The 20,036-nt window shown below is 37.7% G+C and carries 17 protein-coding genes, 1 tRNA gene and 1 rRNA gene; 5 read left to right on the top strand and 14 right to left on the bottom strand.

Annotated elements, in window-relative coordinates; all coding sequences use genetic code 11:
- Positions 1-109: 109 nt before the first annotated feature.
- From H4J75_RS04055 to H4J75_RS04040, 4 genes are all read right to left on the bottom strand, one after another.
- On the bottom strand, positions 110-2,563 hold the full coding sequence (locus tag H4J75_RS04055) for an ABC transporter permease (protein ID WP_182221418.1): 2,454 nt from the start codon (positions 2,561-2,563) through the stop codon (positions 110-112).
- Positions 2,563-4,971, bottom strand: coding sequence for an ABC transporter permease (locus H4J75_RS04050; RefSeq protein WP_182221417.1), 2,409 nt, complete (start codon positions 4,969-4,971; stop codon positions 2,563-2,565). Before H4J75_RS04050 ends, H4J75_RS04055 begins: the two co-directional genes overlap by 1 nt.
- A 196-nt stretch (positions 4,972-5,167) precedes the next feature.
- Entirely contained in the window at positions 5,168-5,872 is a 705-nt protein-coding gene (locus H4J75_RS04045; protein WP_182221416.1) for an ABC transporter ATP-binding protein, read from the bottom strand.
- A 31-nt stretch (positions 5,873-5,903) separates the two neighbouring features.
- Positions 5,904-7,151, bottom strand: a complete 1,248-nt coding sequence (locus H4J75_RS04040; RefSeq protein ID WP_182221415.1) for an HlyD family efflux transporter periplasmic adaptor subunit — start codon at positions 7,149-7,151, stop codon at positions 5,904-5,906.
- A gap of 239 nt (positions 7,152-7,390) precedes the next feature.
- On the opposite strand from H4J75_RS04040, the gene H4J75_RS04035 reads away from it, so the two are divergent.
- A complete protein-coding gene (locus H4J75_RS04035) occupies positions 7,391-8,083 on the top strand; it encodes a cytochrome b/b6 domain-containing protein (protein WP_220465231.1) in 693 nt (230 codons plus the stop codon).
- Between the two features lie 136 nt (positions 8,084-8,219).
- On the opposite strand, the gene H4J75_RS04030 is transcribed toward H4J75_RS04035, so the two are convergent.
- From H4J75_RS04030 to H4J75_RS04015, 4 genes are all read right to left on the bottom strand, one after another.
- Positions 8,220-8,690: a cytochrome c gene (locus H4J75_RS04030; RefSeq protein WP_182221414.1), complete on the bottom strand. Its 471-nt coding sequence runs from the start codon at positions 8,688-8,690 to the stop codon at positions 8,220-8,222.
- 175 nt (positions 8,691-8,865) lie between these two features.
- Positions 8,866-10,167 (bottom strand): PAS domain-containing sensor histidine kinase, encoded by a 1,302-nt coding sequence (locus H4J75_RS04025; RefSeq protein ID WP_182221413.1) that lies wholly within the window; start codon positions 10,165-10,167, stop codon positions 8,866-8,868.
- Positions 10,148-11,548, bottom strand: a complete 1,401-nt coding sequence (locus tag H4J75_RS04020) for a sigma-54 dependent transcriptional regulator (RefSeq protein ID WP_182221412.1) — start codon at positions 11,546-11,548, stop codon at positions 10,148-10,150. Before H4J75_RS04020 ends, H4J75_RS04025 begins: the two co-directional genes overlap by 20 nt.
- Before the next feature lie 38 nt (positions 11,549-11,586).
- Positions 11,587-12,513: a LysR substrate-binding domain-containing protein gene (locus H4J75_RS04015; protein WP_182215281.1), complete on the bottom strand. Its 927-nt coding sequence runs from the start codon at positions 12,511-12,513 to the stop codon at positions 11,587-11,589.
- 110 nt (positions 12,514-12,623) lie between these two features.
- On the opposite strand from H4J75_RS04015, the gene H4J75_RS04010 reads away from it, so the two are divergent.
- Both H4J75_RS04010 and H4J75_RS04005 read left to right on the top strand, forming a co-directional pair.
- Positions 12,624-12,788 carry a hypothetical protein gene (locus tag H4J75_RS04010; protein ID WP_182221411.1) on the top strand — a complete coding sequence of 55 codons (165 nt, stop codon included), beginning with the start codon at positions 12,624-12,626 and terminating at the stop codon, positions 12,786-12,788.
- 118 nt (positions 12,789-12,906) lie between these two features.
- Complete coding sequence (locus tag H4J75_RS04005) at positions 12,907-13,557, top strand: thiol:disulfide interchange protein DsbA/DsbL (protein WP_182215277.1); 651 nt, start codon at positions 12,907-12,909, stop codon at positions 13,555-13,557.
- Between the two features lie 91 nt (positions 13,558-13,648).
- Here H4J75_RS04005 and H4J75_RS04000 read toward each other — a convergent pair whose 3' ends face one another.
- From H4J75_RS04000 to H4J75_RS03990, 3 genes are read right to left on the bottom strand one after another with little or no spacing between them, the layout of a single operon-like run.
- Entirely contained in the window at positions 13,649-14,902 is a 1,254-nt protein-coding gene (locus H4J75_RS04000; protein WP_182221410.1) for a DEAD/DEAH box helicase, read from the bottom strand.
- 4 nt (positions 14,903-14,906) lie between these two features.
- Complete coding sequence (locus H4J75_RS03995; protein WP_070375250.1) at positions 14,907-15,314, bottom strand: DUF2750 domain-containing protein; 408 nt, start codon at positions 15,312-15,314, stop codon at positions 14,907-14,909.
- Between the two features lie 35 nt (positions 15,315-15,349).
- Positions 15,350-15,826, bottom strand: coding sequence for an acyl-CoA thioesterase (locus tag H4J75_RS03990; protein WP_070375251.1), 477 nt, complete (start codon positions 15,824-15,826; stop codon positions 15,350-15,352).
- A gap of 166 nt (positions 15,827-15,992) precedes the next feature.
- On the opposite strand from H4J75_RS03990, the gene H4J75_RS03985 reads away from it, so the two are divergent.
- Positions 15,993-16,448, top strand: a complete 456-nt coding sequence (locus H4J75_RS03985; RefSeq protein ID WP_070375252.1) for a YaiI/YqxD family protein — start codon at positions 15,993-15,995, stop codon at positions 16,446-16,448.
- A gap of 23 nt (positions 16,449-16,471) precedes the next feature.
- Here H4J75_RS03985 and H4J75_RS03980 read toward each other — a convergent pair whose 3' ends face one another.
- Positions 16,472-17,848 carry a DEAD/DEAH box helicase gene (locus H4J75_RS03980; RefSeq protein WP_070375253.1) on the bottom strand — a complete coding sequence of 459 codons (1,377 nt, stop codon included), beginning with the start codon at positions 17,846-17,848 and terminating at the stop codon, positions 16,472-16,474.
- A 213-nt stretch (positions 17,849-18,061) separates the two neighbouring features.
- On the opposite strand from H4J75_RS03980, the gene H4J75_RS03975 reads away from it, so the two are divergent.
- Positions 18,062-19,693: a tetratricopeptide repeat-containing response regulator gene (locus H4J75_RS03975; RefSeq protein ID WP_182221409.1), complete on the top strand. Its 1,632-nt coding sequence runs from the start codon at positions 18,062-18,064 to the stop codon at positions 19,691-19,693.
- A 43-nt stretch (positions 19,694-19,736) separates the two neighbouring features.
- Here H4J75_RS03975 and H4J75_RS03970 read toward each other — a convergent pair.
- Both H4J75_RS03970 and rrf read right to left on the bottom strand, forming a co-directional pair.
- Positions 19,737-19,821 (bottom strand) — tRNA-Tyr (locus H4J75_RS03970).
- Between the two features lie 91 nt (positions 19,822-19,912).
- Positions 19,913-20,027 (bottom strand): 5S ribosomal RNA (rrf, locus tag H4J75_RS03965).
- Positions 20,028-20,036: the final 9 nt, after the last annotated feature.

Here is a 20,036-nt window from a genome sequence, read left to right as displayed (position 1 = left end):
TTTTTTTATTCCATTATTTTTTATACCATTGGTACAAAAATCATACAAGCATTAATTACGAAAAGATTAGTAGACGCATATAGAAATAAAGTCGTGATAGTGAACGTCATTATTCACTACCCTTTAATGCATGGATCACAGGTTTGTTAATGTATTGACGCAAAGGAAAGTAGCAGGCAAATAACGACAGCATGCTGATCATCGCTAAGGTCACTATAAACACCGGCAGTAATTCTAAGGTGATGTAGTGGCTGACTTGTTCACTAAAACCAATGGTTAATAGAGACAACACGCCAACACTCAGCAGTACGCCCAATAATATTGCACTGGCATTGTCTTTAATAATCAGTAATATTAAGTCACCACGTTTAGCACCAATGGCCATACGTGTTCCAATCTCAAAACGGCGCATTTGGGTGCTGTAACTTAAAATGCCATAGAGACCAATACCCGCGAGGAAAAAAGTGATTAACGTTAAAACTGTCGTTGTCACCGCGGTAGTAATTTGAGTAAACAGGCTTTGAGTAAGCATTTTATCTGCTGATTTGAAGCTAAATACAGAATATCTAGCGTCAACTTCGGCTAATAATTTTCCCAACTGTTGACGACTAATAGACTGGTCAGCCTTTATTTTAAGTATAAATTTGTTGTCGTTTAGATTATCAGGCACATAGGCTCTTGGTATAGGCGCAGCTACATCTTCGCTGCCAAACGGAGTATCGCCAGGAATGGCAATATCTTTAACAATACCTATTATTTTAAATTCAGGCTCATTTATCGATACTAGCCGCATACCTATGACATCACCGTCAGGTGTTAACTGCTTAGCAAACGCTTGGTTAACAATCATCGAATAGTTGTTATCTCGGCTATCTAGCTTGGTAAAATTTTCACCTTGTAATAGCGGTTGTTCAATTAGTTTAAAATATCTATGATCAATTCTTTTTAAATACGGTGAATGCCCTTCATTATCATCAAGTTTGGTTAGCAATTTAATACCAAAGCCATCTAAAGGTGAACTCGCATGCGCAATGGCTTTCACCTGTGGTAAGGCTTTAAGCTTTTCTATGATCTCAGCCATAATGGCGATGACCTCTTCCTGGCTAGATGATTGGGTTGAAGAAAAGTTTAGCGTTAAAATCGAGATATTATTGGTGCTAAAACCTATCGGTGCATTAATGGTTTTAACGGCATCTTTAAGTAAGCTCAAGTTGGCAAATACTAATAGCGTCGCTAATGCCACTTGGCTGGCGATTAAGACTTGGCGTGTCTTTGTTGATACCTGTAAACCACTGCCCTTACCACTACTTTGTAAGCTAGCATTGAGTGCACGATAATTGATAATACGAGTACTTAATTTAGCAAAAAATAATGCAAAAATAATGGTTGTTAGCGCCGCACAGCTAAGCGTTATCGGATTAAGAGATAGCTCGTCAACTCGCGGTAATACCGAGGCCAAATATTGCTGCATAATATAAAACCCGCCCTTAGCAACTATCAAGGCGAGTATGATCGACATCAACATCAGTAAACTTGTTTCAGCCAACATCGCTTTAAATAAATGTTTCTTAGTGGCACCAATCGCTGCTTGAATCGCCATTTGACGTTGCTTTTCTGCAGTACGTGCGATAAACAAATTAGAGATATTTGCGCAGGCAATCAATACTAAACCAATCACACCCGCTAACAGCATTACCGCAATAGACTCACTATCCCCGAGCATAACGTCCTTCACTGAGCGGACTCGCATTTCGATTGACCAATCCTTGAAGAATTCCATATCAGCAACACCTTCTTGCCAGCGTTTACTCACTAAAGGGGTTAAAAGTTGTTGTGCTTGGTTTTTGCTAAGCCCTTTTTTCAATTGACCAATAAATTTAAAGTTACCTTTTATGCTCAAAAAACTTTTTCTGCTTACTTGGTCAGTCTGATTATAATCCCATGGCAGCCAAACTTGCGTTTCACGCCCAATTTCAGCTAATTCAGGTTCAACAAAACCTTCTGCCAATACACCAACAATGCGATAACTAACACCCCTGATATTGATTTTTTGTTCAAGAATATCTGCACTGCCATCATATTTTTGCTGCCAAGTATTATAACTGAGCATAGCTACTGGATTATTGGTATCCAGAGCTTCGCTAGCCGTAAACATTCGACCTGTTGCCATAGTCGACGCTAACAGTTGATGTAACTTCGGCGTGGTATAAGTGGTATTGACGAGTGGTTGGTTAAGGTGAGAGAGGATCACATCTTGGTCATAATACATGATGGCCGCTTGTTCAAATGCGGCTTTACTCTGGTATAAATGCACCAAGCCAGCATAACTATAAGCAACTGTTTTGGTCTCTTTTTTATCGCCAAGAACCTTATGCTCAGCAACAAAAAGTCGATCTTGCTCAGGGTATGGCAATGGCTCAATCAACAATAAATAGGCTAGTGTTAACACACATAACAACGCGCCTAACGTAACGCCCATGGTTGAAACAACACTAAAAACAAAGCCTGGTTTTTTCTTAAGGCTTAAGAAGGCTTGTTTTAACTGATAGATAAATAAATTCATTATTCACTCCCCTTTAAGGCATGAATAACAGGGTTTTTAATAAACGGGCGTAACGGCACATAACAGGCAAGTGATGAAAGCAGTGATATTGCTCCCACTGTGAGAATAAATAACGGCAAAAGTTCTAAACTAATATAAGTATTTAAACTGTCACTAAAACCAAGATACAAAACAAGTAATACAACAAAACTTACCGCTAAACCAATGCCTAATGCGCCAGCATTATCTTTAAAGACTAAGCTAACAATATCTTTACCCTTTGCACCAATAGCCATACGAGTACCAATTTCAAAACGACGCATTTGGCTAGAATAGTTAAGAATACCGTACAAACCTAAACCTGATAGTAATAACGTTAAAATAGCCAATACTAGTGTCGTAACGGCTGTAGTTACTGAAGAAAATAATCGACGGTCTTTATATTCATTGAGTGATGTGAAGGTGAATAAACTTAATTTTTTATCAACGCTTTTCATCGCACTAATCATTTCATCACGATTAAATATTTGCCCTTGATGCTGTTCTATTAGCAACATATTTCTTGCCAAACTTGCGGGGTAATAAAAACGAGACTCTACTCTCTGTATGCCAGGCATATTAATACTTTTTACAACACCAATAACTTCAACACCATTTTTAAATTTAAAGCCAATCGCACTGCCATTTGGCGCTAATCTTTGTGCAAAAACATCATTAACAATCATCACTTTTCTGTCGTCTTTAATATCTGCAGCACTAAAGTTGTCACCTTCAATAATCGCTTGTTTGAGCATGCTAAAGTATTGATCGTCAATATCTTTCCCTAGCACAGTATAACGATTGTCTGTTTCCATAGCTGTTAATGCCAAAGTACCAAAGCCTGTGGGTCGCATCGCTTGGCTTACCTTTTTTATTTTCGGATGGGCTAATAACTCAGCTTTAAGGGCAGTAAGTTTTTGTGCTTTTATCTCGCTTTCAACATTGGGTAATGCCAATACGACCGAAGTAATGTTATTTGTTTGATAACCCAAAGGTTGGTTTACTAATTCATTGGCGTCTTTATACAAAACGACATTAATAAAGACTAAGGCGGTTGCTGTCGCTATTTGACTGCTAATTAAGAAGTTTCGCACACGCTTTGACACTTGAATACCACTGCCTTTGCCACCTGATTGCAACGTAGCGTTAAGTGCATGATAGTTGATCATTTTCAAACATAAATGTGAGAAGGTAAGTGTTAACAAGACTAAGAGTAAAATAGAAGCTGAAAATGAAAATGCATTGAGTTCAAGTTCATCAATGCGTGGTAGAAAATCACCAAGGTAATATTGTAAAACACTAAAACCAACAAAAATAACAACCTGCGCGAGTATAATAGCGGCAAACATTAACAGCCCTGTTTCAGCTAAAATATTGCGAAACAATTGTGTTTTTGAAGCCCCAACAGCTGCAGAAATAGCAAGTTGTTGTTGACGTTCTACTGTTCGTGAAACAAATAAATTGGCGATGTTAGCGCAAGCAATAAATAGTAAACCTAATGATCCAATCAATAATAAGTAAACACTACGTTCACCATCGCTAACAATAAAAGATTTTAATGTTTGTGTTTCAAGTACGATCGACCAATTTTTAAAAAAGTCATGACCCGATACCTTACTTTGCCAATTCTCATTGACGACCTTTGTTAGTATTTGATCAATTTGTGGCTTGGAATATTCCGCATATTGCTTATTCAGCTTACCAACATATATCAAACCGCTATCATCATTTCCCCAACGTTTTCGTTCTCTTTCACTTACCGAATTATAATCCCATGGAAGATATAACTCGGTTTTAAAACCAGCGCCGGCGAGTGGCGCTTCAATGTTATTTTCTGCGAGTACACCAATAATTCGGTAGTTATTTCCGCTTAACGTCAGGCTTTTTTCAAGCACATTAATGTCGCCATTAAACTTATTTTGCCATGTTTCATAAGTTAAAACGGCAACGGGGTTATAACTGTTAACTTTTTCACTTTCTGCAAATCCCTTCCCTAACTCCATTTTTGCAGAGAACAATGAAAACCATTGCGGCGTTATAAATGATATTGCCACCATGGGTTCGCTTGGCAAAGAAGTAATGACCCCGCCATCAACATACATTAAAACACTTTGCTCAAATAACGATTGCTGGTTATATAAATGCATTAGATTAGGGTAGGTAAATGCGCGGCCATCAATAGCATTTTCATTACTGATCAATTGATGTTCAACATTATATAAACGCTCTTGGTCAGGATACGGTAAGGGTTTTATTAACATGACATACGCTAAGGTCAGCACACATAATAATGCACCTAAGGTTACGCCCATGGTAGAAACCACACTAAGCACAAAAATCGGTTTTTGCTTTAAGCTTAAGTACGCTTGTTTGATTAAATAACTGTTCATTTTTCATGACCCTATCTTCTGACCATCACCCTGAATAAGGTTCAGGGTGAGTTATCTCGCTAGTTTTACACCCAGCGGGTCTAAAATAGCGTCATCCTGAACTTGTTTCAGAATCTGGTTTTTAAACTTTTCAACAACTTTAGATACTGAAATAAATTCAGTATGACGGTAAAAAGTACTTATTGAGTTAGCCGACTTAACCGACTAGTTTTACACCCGGCGAGTGTAAAATAGCGCCATCAAGAAGCTGTACTTTAGTACGTGCCATATCTGCATAGCGCGGATCATGCGTTACCATACAAATGGTTGTACCCGCTTTATTTAATTGGTCGAGTACATCCATAACTTGGTCAGCACTTTTTGAATCAAGGTTACCCGTTGGTTCATCCACTAATAGCACTGCAGGATTAGCAACTAACGCACGAGCAATGGCAACACGTTGTTGTTGACCGCCAGAAAGTTGGTTTGGTTTGTGACTAATACGGTGTGACAGGCCTACTTTTTCTAAACATTCTATAACACGTTTTTTGATTGTCGCGTTATTAGGCTTGTCGGCATGGTAGCGCAGTGGCAAAGCCACGTTGTCGAAAACTGAAAGCTCGTCTATTAAATTAAACGATTGAAATATAAAACCAATCTTTGCATTTCTAACTTCTGCAGCTTGATCTAGGGATAGGTCAGTAACATTGACACCTTCAATGAAATACTCTCCACTGCTACTTACATCCAGTAAGCCCATAATTGATAAAAGTGTTGATTTACCACAGCCAGAAGGACCAGATATTGAAACATAGTCTCCTTTATTAACGGTTAAGTTAATTGATTTCAAAGCATGTGTTTCAAGTTCTTCGGTTTCAAAAATTTTACCGATATTTTTTAATAATAAAATGGCTGTGCTCATGTACCTATCCTTTTGTAATTTTATGACTCAATTATAAAATCGAAATTTTGGCTGTTTTATAGTTACTTAAATCTGAAATAATAAATTGGTCGCCCAAGTTGGCTCCCGCACTTATTTCAATAAATCGTCCCGTTTTTTCCCCAAAACTTATATTGACTCTTATAGCTTCAGACATTTCTTTATTAAGCCGGTACAGCGAAGTGTCACTCTGCGCTTGCACATTGGCAGGTCGGTCGATGTAGTAAATGTTTTTGAGTACTTTAGCCGTGATCACCGCATCAATGTTTTGTTCGGGCCTTGCACTTTTAGGTAGTTTCCCAGGGAATGATATTTCAACCTCGACGGTGTTTTGGTCAACAATAGGGTCAATACGCTTAACTTTCCCCTCAATGAGTTCTTGTCGGGTATCAACGATAACGTTCTGACCAATTTTAACTAATTGCACTTGGTTTTGTGGCACGCGGATCAACGCAATTAATTCAGTAACACTACCAATTAAGGCAACTTCTTGCCCCGGAGACAAGCTTTGCCCTAAATTTACAGATAAACGTTGTAGCACACCGTCAAAACCGGCCTTTACCACTAATTTATTTTTCCGGTCTTTAGCGATTGTTAGTCTTTGTTCAACTTGCTTAATTCGTTCTAGTTGTATATTTATCGCCTCTTTATGTACTTCTTTAAGCTGTTCATTACGTTCTTTAAAAATTTCAATTCGTTCTTTTAACTGATCTTCACGCAATATGCTTTCTTGATAGTCTATTTGTTTGACAATACCGCTTTTTACCAATTTATTTTGTGCCGTTAACGTTAAACGAGCCCCTTTATGCTGTGATACAAGTTCTAAATAATTTGACTTTTCGGTGAGTGTTTCACGTCTTTGGTTTAATTTTAGTTGGCGTAAATTGGCTCTTGACTCAGCTACTGAATATTCAGCACTTTGCACTTGTTGCTGCAGTTCTGGGTTTGCTAATCTTACGATTACGCTTTCTTTGGTAACAGTAGCGCCAGGTTTCAATACGATTTCTTCAACCGTTGCTTTGGTGAGGGTAGTAATTAATTGCAATTTATCTGAGGTTAACTTGCCGTATCCTTCTACGGTAACGTCTATATTTCCTTGCTTTACCGTTGCAAGCAATAAATCTTTTCTTGCTAGGCTGACACTATTAAGTGACGCTTTTGCATAACTTACCAATACAATGACAATAACAACGGCGATCGTTACTATTAGTCCTTTGTTATTGAGCAATGTTTTTTTAGGCTTCTGTTTTAAAATATCCACATTATTCTCTTGGTTGTTGCTTAACCGTCTTTCTATATATTGATATAGCTAATTTCGTGCCAATAATATTTCCTATATAAATCAATGTAAAACATTAAATCGACAACCTTATTTTCGTACTAGTTCGATAATGAACTCAAAATATTTCGTTATTGATGTGAAGTAATTCGGTGATTCCTTTTTACTTCATAATTTGTAGCCATTACAATTAATACTTTATTTCTATTTGGGATAGACTCTTGCTGAAACATGTTCTTATTTGGGATTTACCTTTACGACTTTTTCATTGGCTATTTGCCTTTACTGTTATTGCCTCTTGGTACACTTCTGATCAAGACAATGACCTGATTGATATTCATATGAAACTTGGCTATTTCGCTTTAGGCTTACTTGTTTTCAGAACTTTGTGGGGATTCTTCGGTACTAAACACTCGCAGTTTAGATCTTTTTTTCCAACACCTAAGCGCCTTATTAACTACATTGGTGATCTAAAAAACAATCAAGTTAAAAATAGTAGTGGTCATAATCCATTAGGCAGTTTGATGGTTTTTTTGATGATTTTTCTCATCAGTTTACAGGCAATAAGTGGTTTGTTTATCAATGACGATGTATTTTCTTCTGGACCTTACTACGATAGTGTTAGCAAAGAAGTCGAACAAGTGATGATGTTTTTACATCACAATGTCTTTGATTTTATGATTGCAGCCATTGCTATGCACCTATTGGCAATCGCCTATTATGAGCGAGTGAAAAAGCAATCGATAATACTCCCAATGATCACAGGAAAAAAGCTTGCCGCTAAAGTAGATAAAACAAATGTGATCAAACACTCTAAGTTATGGATTGCGCTTTTAGTGGTGATAGTGGCTGTGGTTTTTGTTTATTGGCTGGTGGTGCTGAATGCACCGGTTATAGAAGAATATTACTACTAATACATTTGTTATTTTAACGATAGGTGATTACAGGATGTTTTACACCGCTGAAATCACTTATTAATTTGTGTTAATAAACCCCTAAACCATCAGACTTCAAAGTACTAAAGTCGTTTAAATGGTGACGGGTTAAGCACTATTCTGCTTTAAAATCATCATGGCAGCCGCCGCAGGTTTTACCTACACCACCAATCGCTTTTTTAATAAGACTTTCATCTCCGCTTAAAGCTGCTTTTTGCAAATTAGCCGATGCTTGTGTTAAGTCATCAATACGTTTTGAAAATGCATCAGGTTGTTCCCAAATTTTGTCGAGTGCTTCAGTCTTCACTTTATGTGCCGAAGTGTTCGTACGGGTATAGTCGGCAATCATCAGTGATAATTGATTAATGCGTAAAGCATGCGTTGATACTTTTTCCGCGTCAAATTCAATTTTTCCTTTAGCCATACCGCCTAAAGGACCCATGTTGCTGCCCAACAAACTAAATATTGATTGGCGTAAATCAGTCGCTTTTTCTGCATGTTTTAAAGAGCTTGCTGAGTTAGCGATTGCACCTGTAGCTAATACAGTAAAAATACTCGCGGCTACTATTTTTGTAAATAATTTCATTTTATTTATTGTCCTTATGGTAATTTTTATCACTATAGCAAAACTTCACTATTAAATGACAATAATTATTATTTACAAATCAACATATTGTTAAACCAGTTTCATTGATTAAGCTTACTCAGATAAACAAAAGTTCATTTTCGAACTTTTACCTAGTTCATAATTGAACTCGTTGCTAACCCCTGTTAATGTTGGGCTTAGGTAGAATCATCATTACGGTAACGCCTGATTGCAGTTGACCACTCTCGTTATTATTATGCAGTTCCATTACCCCATGATGCTGTTCAATGATATTACGACAAAAGCTTAACCCTATTCCTTGCCCTTGTGGTTTAGTTGAATAGAGCGGAACAAATAAGTTGTTCATGTTAGAGAAACCATGGCCATCGTCGGTAATTTCAATAATGTAATATTGATCTTCTAAAGCAAGGCTAACCGCTATTTCAGTGGCGCCGGCCTCTTTAGCATTTTTAAATAAGTTAATAAAAATTTGTTCTATAAATTCGCCATCTGCCCAAAATTCATTAACACGCGCGTTGAGGGTAATATTTATATCGGAGAACAAACCCGAAACAGACTTAATAACGTGCTCTACAGACAACCACTGGCAATTTATTTGTAACTTTTGTGATAACGACGAGTAACGGTTCACAAAAGATTGTAAATGCAAACAACGCTCGGTAATAACACCAAGCACCATTTTGTCTCTTTCGTTGCTTGCTTTGTCTGCTAGTGTCTCTGCCATCGAAGATACTGGTGTTAATGAATTACGGATCTCATGGCCGAGTACGCGAATGATTTGCTGCCAGGCATTTAATTGGCTTTCTCGCAATGCGGGTTCAATATCAATAAAAAGTAGCAGTTGATGATTTTCACCATCATCTATAAATTCACTGTGACGTATTTGCCAGCGGTTTTGTTTCGCTTGTTCTATGAACTTCCAGTGTCCGTCATTGTAATGTAAACCCAATAAATCGGCAGTGGCGTGACGAAACATTTGCCATGGTTGCTTAAACAGATAATAAAACGCTTCGTTACCAAGTGTAAGCTGTTGTTTTTCATTAAATATCAAAACTGGTGTATCTAACTGTGAGATCAATTGATAAACCAGAAAAGCCTGCTGATCATAATGAGACTTTTGTGTTTGTAACTTTTCACTCAGTTGTTTCAATTGCTGATGAAATTCGCTAACTTTACCCTTTGGGAAAGTTGATTTTCCAAATTGGTTATAATCTTCCTGAGTAATGGCATCTATATGTAAAGAAGCACGAGTAAAAGATCGCATCACACGCTGCTTTATTGACAAAGTAAAGCCAAAACAAATCGTAAAAAGCACTAATTCAACAATAACGATCCACTGCCACTTTATCGTTAAAAGCCATAAAATATAACCACTTAACAACAAAATAACAGTACAGAGTATAGCAAGTTTTTTTTGTATAAAGCTTTCTAGAGAATTAGTTTTTAGCAAGGCCATATTTCTCCACACGTCGATACATCGACGCTTTTGTCAAACCCAGTAATAACGCCGCTTGAGGTACATTTCCTGCGCTTTGTTTGAGCGCTAATTTAACCATAGCAACTTCCGCTTCAGCCAATGTCATTAATGGTAATTGATTGCTCGGCTCATTATTTTCAAGCGCATTATTGGCTAAGTTTTCGACTGCACCCATAGGACTGACATTTCTAATGTGCAAATCTTCTGCCAATAACTGTTCATGTTCAGCTAACAATACCGCTCGTTCAACTAAATGGCTCATTTCCCTCACATTTCCTGGCCAATGGTAATCAAGCATAGCTTGCTGTGCACCGTGCGATATAGAGCGAACAGACCGTTGATATTTTTTAGTGAATTTATCAACAAAGAATTGCGCTAACAATAAAATATCTTCCGTGCGTTCTTTTAACGACGGTACTCTAAATTCAATAGTATTAAGACGGTAATATAAATCTTCTCTAAATAGCTCAGTACTTAGTAACTGAGTAAAGTTACCATTAGTCGCTGATATTATACGAGTATTTGTTTTTTGTGTCCGGCTTGACCCAAGGGTTTCGTATTCTCCATTTTCTAATACACGTAGTAGTTTAGCTTGTTGGGAAAGTGGAATATTGGCGATTTCATCCAAAAATAAAGTACCATTTTCAGCGAGTTCAAAACGCCCAATACGGTTTTGTTTGGCATCAGTAAAAGCGCCTTTTTTATGGCCAAACATCTCGCTTTCAAACAGTGACTCGCTGATAGCGCCCATATTTACGGCAATAAAAGCTTCGTTATTACGCGGTGATTCTTGATGAATAAAACGAGCAAGTTCGCTTTTACCTGTGCCATTATCACCGGTTAATAAAATACTGACATCGGTATGTGCCACCGCTTTTACTTTTTTCAATAATTGCGTCATAACGGGTGATTGCCAGACATAGTCGTCACAATTTTCATTGATAAGTTGTTGTTTTAATTTTTTATTTTGACTTGAAAGGTTTAAAAGATTGAGCTGCTGCGCCACGGTGTGTAATAAGTGTTTATTACGCCAAGGCTTTTCAATAAAGTCGTTGGCACCTAAGTTCATTGCTTTTACGACTAGGTCGGTGTTCGACCAAGCGGTCATTGCTATTGTTGGTGTATGTCCAAATGAAGAGTTTTGTAACCAGGTAAGAAAAGCTAAACCTTCTTCACCAGACGTTGTGTCTAATTGATAGTTCATATCAAGCAATATCAAGGATATAGCATGGTTTTTTAATTTCACTTGTGCAACTTGAGGGTTGTCGGCTTCAATAACGGTGTAGTGATGATCTTCTAACAATACCGCTAAACTTAGACGGATATCTGGACGGTCATCAATAACTAAAATACAGGGCATCTACTGATATTCCTTAGATAAATGTAACGAAAGCAAAATTATCTTAATAATACTTTCGGTGCTGAGCTTGCCATTTCGGCGCGCACCCAGTCAATAAAAACCTGAATACGTTTGCGCTTGGCTGAATTGGGATCGTAGGCCAAATAGCGTTTCCAAATCACTGGATGCTTAATTTTAAAAGGCACAACTAATTGCTTAGTCTGAATGTATTGTGAAAACATTGCACTGGCAGCAAGTGTAACGCCATGACCACTTAATACCGCATTTAAGGCCATGTCGCTCGAGGTAACTTCTGTTTTCTTAGTCATGTTTTCAAAGCCTTTGACGCCTGCATGCTCAAACCATTTATCCCAAGTAACTACCTGCTCATTAGCTAAGCTAACTAAGGTGCAGTCTAGGAGGTCTTTGGGGCTTTGAAGCCACATGTGCTGTAATAACTTGGGGGAGCAAACGGGATAAACAACGTCTTCACCAAAATCTTCCATGACGAGATTGTCAGCGTTGGACACTTGTTTTTTAACACCAAAGCGTATCGCCAAATCTATATGTTTTTGTTGTAAATCTTCTTTCTGATTTGAGCCTAATATGCGTACATTAACATCCGGATGTACTTGAGAAAATTTATATAAACGAGGCATTAACCATAAAGAACAAAATGCTTGTGTTGACGTAATCGTTAAATCGCCAGCAATATCTTCTTGTTGAATACTGTTAAGCCCTTTTATTAATGTGTTAAGCGCTTGATGTGTCGACTCATACAAAGTCTCACCGCTTGGCGTTAACAACATTTTACGGCCGGTACGAACGAATAATTTTACGGATAAAACGTTTTCCAATTGCCGCATTTGTTGGCTAACCGCCGCTTGAGAAACAAACAACTCCTCTGCCGCTTGACTATAGCTTTTATGTCGAGCAGCACTTTCAAAGGTACGCATTGCATTTAAATACTTGAGTCGTTGATCCATCTTTACTTATTTGCCATAAGTTTTACTTATATTAAGTGTAAGTTTATATCGTTGGTTTGTCATTTTTTGTTTTGACAGAATAGTCTTACACCCACAAATAAGGATAGATAATGGAAAAGCCAACAAAAACATTAACCACTGATAATAATGAAATTAACAAACCATTTATTGATAACAACAGTAATATACTAAAAAATAAAACAGCTACAATTCAACGACGTTTAGCTATTATTTCAAATAATTTAAACTTATGTCTTTTAATTCATTTTAAATAATGACTTTCGATAAAAAATTTTCGTAATAAACTTTTACATTTTACGATGAACCGACGCTTTTTACTTTGGTCTATACTCGCAACAATAAAAATTAATAAATGATTCTCTGAGGATAACCATGAAAGCTCTTAAAACACTATTTGGCGGATTCATCGCCTTGACCTTATTCGCTGCGACAGCGGTTGCAGCACAAGACAGTAAATTTGAAGAAGGTAAGCACTATACGGTTATATCTGAACAAACTACCAACAAACCTGAGCTGCGTGAATACTTCTCTTATTACTGTCCTGCGTGTCGCGCTTATGAGCCTTATTTAAATGAATTCGAAAAGGTATTGCCCAAAGGGGTGAAGCTGGAAAAAACGCACGTGGACTTTATGCAACAAACTGCGCCAGAAATTCAGTTTATGCTAAGTAAAGCCCTTATTATTGCCGAGAAGACGGCTGTTGCTAAAAAATTCTCTCCTGCCATTTTTAACTATTTACAGACCGAGCGTGCAACGATAAATAGCGAAGAAGATATTCGTAACATTTTTGTATTGAGTGGCGGAGATGGTGCTAAGTTTGATAAAGGCATGAAAAACTTTAGCATTATTAGTGAAGCTAAGCGTAATAAGCAGACTCAGGATAAGTTATCAGCGGCTCGTCAATTAACCGGTGTTCCGACTATGGTGGTTAATGGTAAATATTTGATAAATTCTAAAGCCCTTGATGATAAAAACTTTTTCGCTGACTACACCGCATTAGTCGCGCACCTCTTTACCTTGTAATATGTAAAGAAGACCTAGAAAATATTCACTGCAAATTAAGAATCTATTGTTTAGAAACTCAATTGCAGTGATATGGCGTTTAATACACTAATTATCTTCTGGTGTATTTATTTTTCGGTCCTGAGCGTTTTTTAGCGTCACTATGCTCACCTAACGCTTTTTTTCTATCGCGCTGTTTTTGGCCACCTTTACGGGCGGGCTTTTCTGTTTTTGTTAAGTCAGGTTCATAACCAGGATACCATTGCTGCAATAAGCGCGTATCGAGTACCTTTTCAACCGCTTCTAATAACCACTCTTCGCTAGGGCTCATCAACGAAACAGCTACCCCTTCATTACCTGCTCGACCCGTTCTTCCTATTCTATGAATATAATCTTCAGCAATATAAGGGAGTTCGTAGTTAATAACATAATTTAAGTTTGCAATATCTAAACCACGAGAGGCAACATCGGTAGCCACTAAGGCACGGGTTTTTCCTTCTTTAAACTCTGCTAAGGCTTTTTCTCTTGCGCCTTGAGATTTATCGCCATGAATCGATTGCGTTTTAATACCGTCTTTACACATTTCTTTCGCTAATGCGTCGGCAGTTACCTTAGTACGGGTGAAGATAAGTACTTGTTTCCAATTCTTTGAACCGATTAAAAATGAGGTTAATTCACGCTTTCGATCACTATCAACGGTATAAAGAATTTGCTCTACTTTTGCTGCCGCTGCATTTCGCTCACTGACTTCAATTAACTCAGGATCGGTTAATAAGTTTTTACTCAGTTTAAAAATTGCATCGTCGAAAGTTGCTGAAAACAAGAGGGTTTGGCGCTTAAGTGGTACCCGATTTAAGATACGGTCTATCTCATCTTTAAAGCCCATATCTAACATACGGTCAGCTTCATCAAAGACTAAAAATTCCAGTTCCGTTAACGCTAAAGAGCAATTAATAATATGGTCAAGCAATCGTCCGGGGGTTGCCACTAATACATCCACACCTTTGCTTAATGCCGTGATTTGTGGGTTAATACTGACACCACCGTAAGCAACGGCAATATTGAGTTCTGTGTTTTCTGCATAACTAACAAAGCTTTTATAGACTTGTTGAGCAAGTTCACGTGTAGGCGTTAACACTAAAGCTCGAACAGGACGATTTTCAGGAAGTGTTGCCATTAACTTTTGTAAAATAGGTAAAGCAAAGGCCGCTGTTTTTCCTGTTCCTGTTTGCGCTCCAGCCATAATATCTTTTCCAGCTAAGATCGCAGGAATAGCTTTTAACTGAATAGGGGTGGCTTCATCATAACCAAGTGCTTTTACAGCGTTGGTTAGGCTCTTATCTAATGCTAAAGAAGTAAAACTCATGTAATTAACGCTGACCTTTGGCTGATTGATTTTTTTGTTTGTTTTTTAGTTCTTGTTCAAGCTCATCTGGGTAAAAAACTAACCCTTGCTCATTTTGACTAGGAAACACCACTAAGGCTAATTCATCGTCTGCCAAACCATGCGACCAGTGACTAAACCATTTACTTAATGAAATAGCTTCTGGCTGACATTCTTGCCATTCATCTGTGGCCCAAGCCTGGGCAAATTCTTTATTTGGCCAGACAGGTACGCAATCTTCATCTTCGGTATTAAGCATCACACAGCCGTGCTCGTCTTTTAATATCCAAATTTCATTATTTACGACAACTTCTTTCAGAAAGTAATTGGCTCGTTGAGCATCATCGTAATTTAAAACAAGTTTGATTTGTTGTTCGTCTAGAGCTTGCACTATAAAATATTCCTATCAGATTTGTATTAGGTTACATACTATTCTACAAAGATTTGCATTTCTTCGCCGATGAGTTTACGCATTTCCATTAATTTTATCGCTGACTCATTTTGTTTAATATCTTCTGGCGACTCAGGGATCCATTTAGGGATTTTTTCTGACTTACCGTTTTCGTCAACAGCCACCATAATAACAATACAATGGGTTGTTAATGTGCGATTAAGTAACTTTGGATCACAGGCATTTACTTCTAACGCGATATGCATTGATGAATTACCGGTATAAATGACTTTAGCCTCTACTTCAACTAAGCTGCCAACATGAATTGGGGCAATAAAACGTATCCCCCCTGCATAAGCAGTTACACAATAACGACCACTCCAACCGGCTGAACATGCATAAGCGGCTAAATCGATCCATTTCATTACGGCACCACCGTGAACTTTACCACCAAAATTTACATCTTGTGGTTCAGCTAGAAATCTTAGGGTAATATCTCTTTGTGGTTTGTTCATTGGTTAACTCTCTTGTTAAATATTTTTATCGTACTAAGCAGGTATCGTTCCAGCTTGGTATATATATTATTATCTGAAATCTATTAGGTATAACAGCAATCATCAGATTAAAATAGCAATAGTTTGCACCTAACGAGTGCAAAAAATAAATGTAATAGGGAATATAATGAAAATTTGGGTCGATGCCGACGCTTGTCCAACTGTTATTAAAGAAATATTATTTCGTGCTGCTGAACGTGCAAAGATTGAAACAATCTTAGTCGCTAATCATTTCATTAAAACGCCACCCTCAAAATTTATTTCTTTTATACAGGTTAATGCTGGTTTTGATGTTGCCGATGATGAAATAGTTAAGCGTTCAGCAAAGCATGATTTAGTGATCACAGCAGATATTCCCTTAGCAGCAGAAGCTGTAGAGAAAGGCTGTTTAGCCCTAAACCCTCGTGGCGAACTTTATACCGAGAGTAACATCAGGCAAAGACTCAACATGCGTGACTTTATGGATACTTTACGTTCTAGCGGTATTCAAACTGGCGGTGCACCCCCGATCAGTCAAGCTGACAGACAGGCATTTGCAAATAACTTAGATCAACTATTAGCAAAATTAAATAAGGCTCATTAAGAGCCCTAATTTAATTTTCTAAACTAGCGTGACGCAGAGTATGGGTCGCTATTACTTTTTGGTGCTGTACTTGCTGGGTTTTTACGACGACCACCTGCATTCGAATCTTTATTCGCGTTACTGTCATTTCTATGACGAGGATTTTTACTTTGCGGCTTATGACCTCGTGCATTATCGGCAGAACGTTGTCCGTCATGATGTTCAGTTTTTGCTTTTTTAGGCTTATTTGCTTTTAAAGGTCTTAAAGGACGTGATTCTAATAAAAAATTAAAAGGTTCAAATCCTGGCACTATTTCACGAGGTATATGGGTTTGAATTAAATGCTCTACATCGTTTAATAAATCAATTTCTTCTGAACAGACTAATGAAACCGCTTTACCACTTGCACCCGCTCGACCAGTTCTACCGATTCTATGAACATAATCTTCTGCAACGTTAGGTAATTCAAAGTTAACAACTTGTGGTAACTGGTCAATATCAATACCGCGCGCTGCAATATCGGTAGCAACTAAAACATTCACTGTACCATCTTTAAAGTTAGCTAATGCTTTAGTTCTAGCTCCTTGACTTTTATTACCATGAATAGCCGCTGCTCTTATACCTTCAGCCTCTAATTGTTTGGTTAACTTATTTGCTCCATGTTTAGTTTTCATAAACACTAAGACCTGTGGCCATTCATTATCTTTAATGAGTGCTGTTAACAAGGCTGGCTTTTTCTTTTTATCAACAGGATAAATTACCTGTTCAACTTTTTCAGCGGTGGTATTTCGTGGGCTAACAGAGATCTCAACAGGATTATTTACTAACCCTCGCGCAAGATCACGGATATCTTCTGAAAAGGTTGCAGAGAATAAAAGATTCTGACGTTGCTTAGGTAAGACCGATAATACCTTTTTAATATCGCGAAGAAAGCCCATATCTAACATACGGTCCGCTTCATCTAACACTAGTATTTCAAGTTGCTTAAAGCTGACTGCTTTTTGATTATATAAATCAAGCAATCTTCCTGGTGTTGCCACCAATATATCGACACCTTGGCGAAGGCGCATCATTTGTGGATTAATTTTCACACCACCAAAGACCACTGTCGCAGTTAAAGGTAAGTACTTACCGTACATTTCAACATTTTCATATATCTGTGCCGCTAACTCTCGTGTTGGCGTTAAGATTAGTGTGCGTACTTGATTAGCCTGTGGCTTGTTGCCACCTGATAAACGTTCTAATATTGGTAGTGTAAACCCTGCTGTTTTACCGGTTCCCGTCTGTGCTGCTGCCATGACATCTTTCCCACTTAGTACGGCGGGAATTGCTTGTGCTTGAATTGGTGATGGTTCGGTATAACCTTTTTCAGCAATCGCTTTTTGAATCGGGGCAGATAAGCCCAACGAGGTAAAACCCATAGATAAATCTCTTTATAAAAAGTGGAAGTTAGCCAATGTACAGCGGCGTTGCAGAATACAGTATAGCTATTATAAGTGCAATTACGAGAAGGGTTATCTGCAAGCAAATAAGCTATATATCCTAATATTTAATTATTGTCAGTTGCAAAGCTAGACAAGTGGTTTTAATTCCGCTAAAAGTCTCTACAGATAAAAGAATATTCAAGGGAGTTTATGAACAAGATTGCATACAGCAAGATGCGTTTTTTAATCGTTGAAAGTATCAGCCAATCACGTGATGCATTGAAATTATTCGCTTACACGCTTGGTGCTCTTAGTGTTGATACGAGTAACCGCGCCTCAGATGTATTAATACTTTGTGAAAAAATTCAGTTTGACGTTATATTATTAGGTTATGACCTGGGCGAAGATAAAAAAAATGGTCAACATATTCTTGAAGAATTAAGGTCTAAAAAGTTTATCTCACGTCATTGCGCTATCGTTATGATAACCGCTGAGGTGTCACAAGCTATGGTGTTAGCTGCCCTCGAACATAAACCCGATGAATACCTTGCTAAGCCATATACACTTAACGATCTTAACATTCGATTAGCGCGATGTTTCGCTAAAAAAACAGCTATGCTTGATATATATAACGCTATGGATAACAACGACTCCCAACAAGTTATTTCATTATGCCAAGATATTATCTCCATAAATTCAATTTATAAAAATGAATGTTTAGGAATTCAATCTAGACAATACTTTGAGTTAAAACAATTTGATAGGGCCCGAGATATTTACGAGACTTACGCTTGTTCTCCTAATTGTCAGTGGGCGGCAATTGGCCTAGGAAAGATAGCATTACTCGATCATGATTATAACTTGGCCGCTGATTGTTTTAATACGGTAATAGAAAATAATCCACTTTATTTGTCAGCTTACGATTGGCTAGCCAATACCTACCAATTAAATAAAGAACCTCTGTTAGCAGAAGCAATTTTAGAAAATGCTTTGGTTGTTTCACCTCTTTCTGTACCACGTCTAGAGAAATATGCAGACTTATGTTTAACAAATCAGAACTTCGATAAAGCAACACAAGCTTTTGCTAAAACTGCAGCGCTTGCCTTTCACTCTGTTCATAGAAAACCTGATAACACCTTACATTTTGTCGAAGCGCTACTTGAGTCCATGACAGATCTAGAACCTCAAAAATCACGCAGACTAAGTAACAAAGCTTTTAAATTACTTACTGATATGGTCAGGGACTTTAATACCATAGAGATTAAGATTCATAGTAAATTATTAGCAGCAAGGTTGTATGATAAAATTAAAGATCCAAGGCTTGCTAAAGAAGCACTAAAAGAAGCTGAGTTGTTACTAATAAACTGTAAACATCAAATATCATCAGTAGGTACAATTGCAATAGCCAAATCACTCATGGCTATGGGAAAGAAGTCTTATGCTGATAACCTACTAACTGAGCTAGCTCATGTAAATCAAGATAATTCCCCAATACTGACACAAATAAACACTATTGCAGATAAGCCTTATTCTGACCATGAAAGGATTGCGGCACAAAGCGCATTAGAGTTAGGTGTTAGTCTATATAAGAAGCATAAATACAGTCTGGCGATTGATAAACTCAATGATGCACTGGTTCATTTTCCTAATCACACTGGGATTAAGTTGAATTTATTGCAAGTGTTACTTGTTTCGTTTGAAAAAGATAATGAGAGGGTTGGCGATCTAGCACAGGCTGAGATATTAATTAAAGCATTAACCTTGATCGATTCTAATAGTGAGTTTTATATTAGGTTTAAAAAGTTAAGTGATAAGTATTCAGATATGATAAAAATTAGCTAAGCGCTAATATTATTAAATAGTAAGGATTTATGTTTGAATAAAGTGGTGGAGGGAGGTGGATTCGAACCACCGAAGGCTGAGCCATCAGATTTACAATCTGGTCCCTTTGGCCACTCGGGAACCCCTCCACGGGGCCGATAATTCAACTTGTTAGTTGTATCATCTTAAACAGCCGCTTAACAATACCATTTAAGTGGTTATTATTAAACTTAATTAGGAGCCTAGCAATGTCCTACTCTCACATGGGAACTCCCACACTACCATCGGCGCTACTGCGTTTCACTTCTGAGTTCGGAATGGGATCAGGTGGTGCCACAGTGCTATTGTCGCTAGACAAAAAGGT

Source organism: Colwellia sp. BRX10-1 (assembly GCF_014077545.1).
GTDB lineage: Bacteria > Pseudomonadota > Gammaproteobacteria > Enterobacterales > Alteromonadaceae > Colwellia_A.
The sequence above is the reverse complement of the archived record's forward strand: the minus strand, read 5'-3'. Positions and strand labels throughout refer to the sequence as shown.

Coding starts and splice junctions, on each gene's coding strand:
- H4J75_RS03975 (WP_182221409.1), top strand. CDS start 18,062: ATGAACAAGATTGCATACAGCAAGATGCGTTTTTTAATCGTTGAAAGT.
- H4J75_RS04005 (WP_182215277.1), top strand. CDS start 12,907: ATGAAAGCTCTTAAAACACTATTTGGCGGATTCATCGCCTTGACCTTA.
- H4J75_RS03990 (WP_070375251.1), bottom strand. CDS start 15,826: ATGAACAAACCACAAAGAGATATTACCCTAAGATTTCTAGCTGAACCA.
- H4J75_RS04030 (WP_182221414.1), bottom strand. CDS start 8,690: ATGAAATTATTTACAAAAATAGTAGCCGCGAGTATTTTTACTGTATTA.
- H4J75_RS03980 (WP_070375253.1), bottom strand. CDS start 17,848: ATGGGTTTTACCTCGTTGGGCTTATCTGCCCCGATTCAAAAAGCGATT.
- H4J75_RS04020 (WP_182221412.1), bottom strand. CDS start 11,548: ATGCCCTGTATTTTAGTTATTGATGACCGTCCAGATATCCGTCTAAGT.
- H4J75_RS04045 (WP_182221416.1), bottom strand. CDS start 5,872: ATGAGCACAGCCATTTTATTATTAAAAAATATCGGTAAAATTTTTGAA.
- H4J75_RS04055 (WP_182221418.1), bottom strand. CDS start 2,563: ATGAATTTATTTATCTATCAGTTAAAACAAGCCTTCTTAAGCCTTAAG.
- H4J75_RS03985 (WP_070375252.1), top strand. CDS start 15,993: ATGAAAATTTGGGTCGATGCCGACGCTTGTCCAACTGTTATTAAAGAA.
- H4J75_RS04025 (WP_182221413.1), bottom strand. CDS start 10,167: ATGGCCTTGCTAAAAACTAATTCTCTAGAAAGCTTTATACAAAAAAAA.
- H4J75_RS04015 (WP_182215281.1), bottom strand. CDS start 12,513: ATGGATCAACGACTCAAGTATTTAAATGCAATGCGTACCTTTGAAAGT.
- H4J75_RS04050 (WP_182221417.1), bottom strand. CDS start 4,971: ATGAACAGTTATTTAATCAAACAAGCGTACTTAAGCTTAAAGCAAAAA.
- H4J75_RS04010 (WP_182221411.1), top strand. CDS start 12,624: ATGGAAAAGCCAACAAAAACATTAACCACTGATAATAATGAAATTAAC.
- H4J75_RS04000 (WP_182221410.1), bottom strand. CDS start 14,902: ATGAGTTTTACTTCTTTAGCATTAGATAAGAGCCTAACCAACGCTGTA.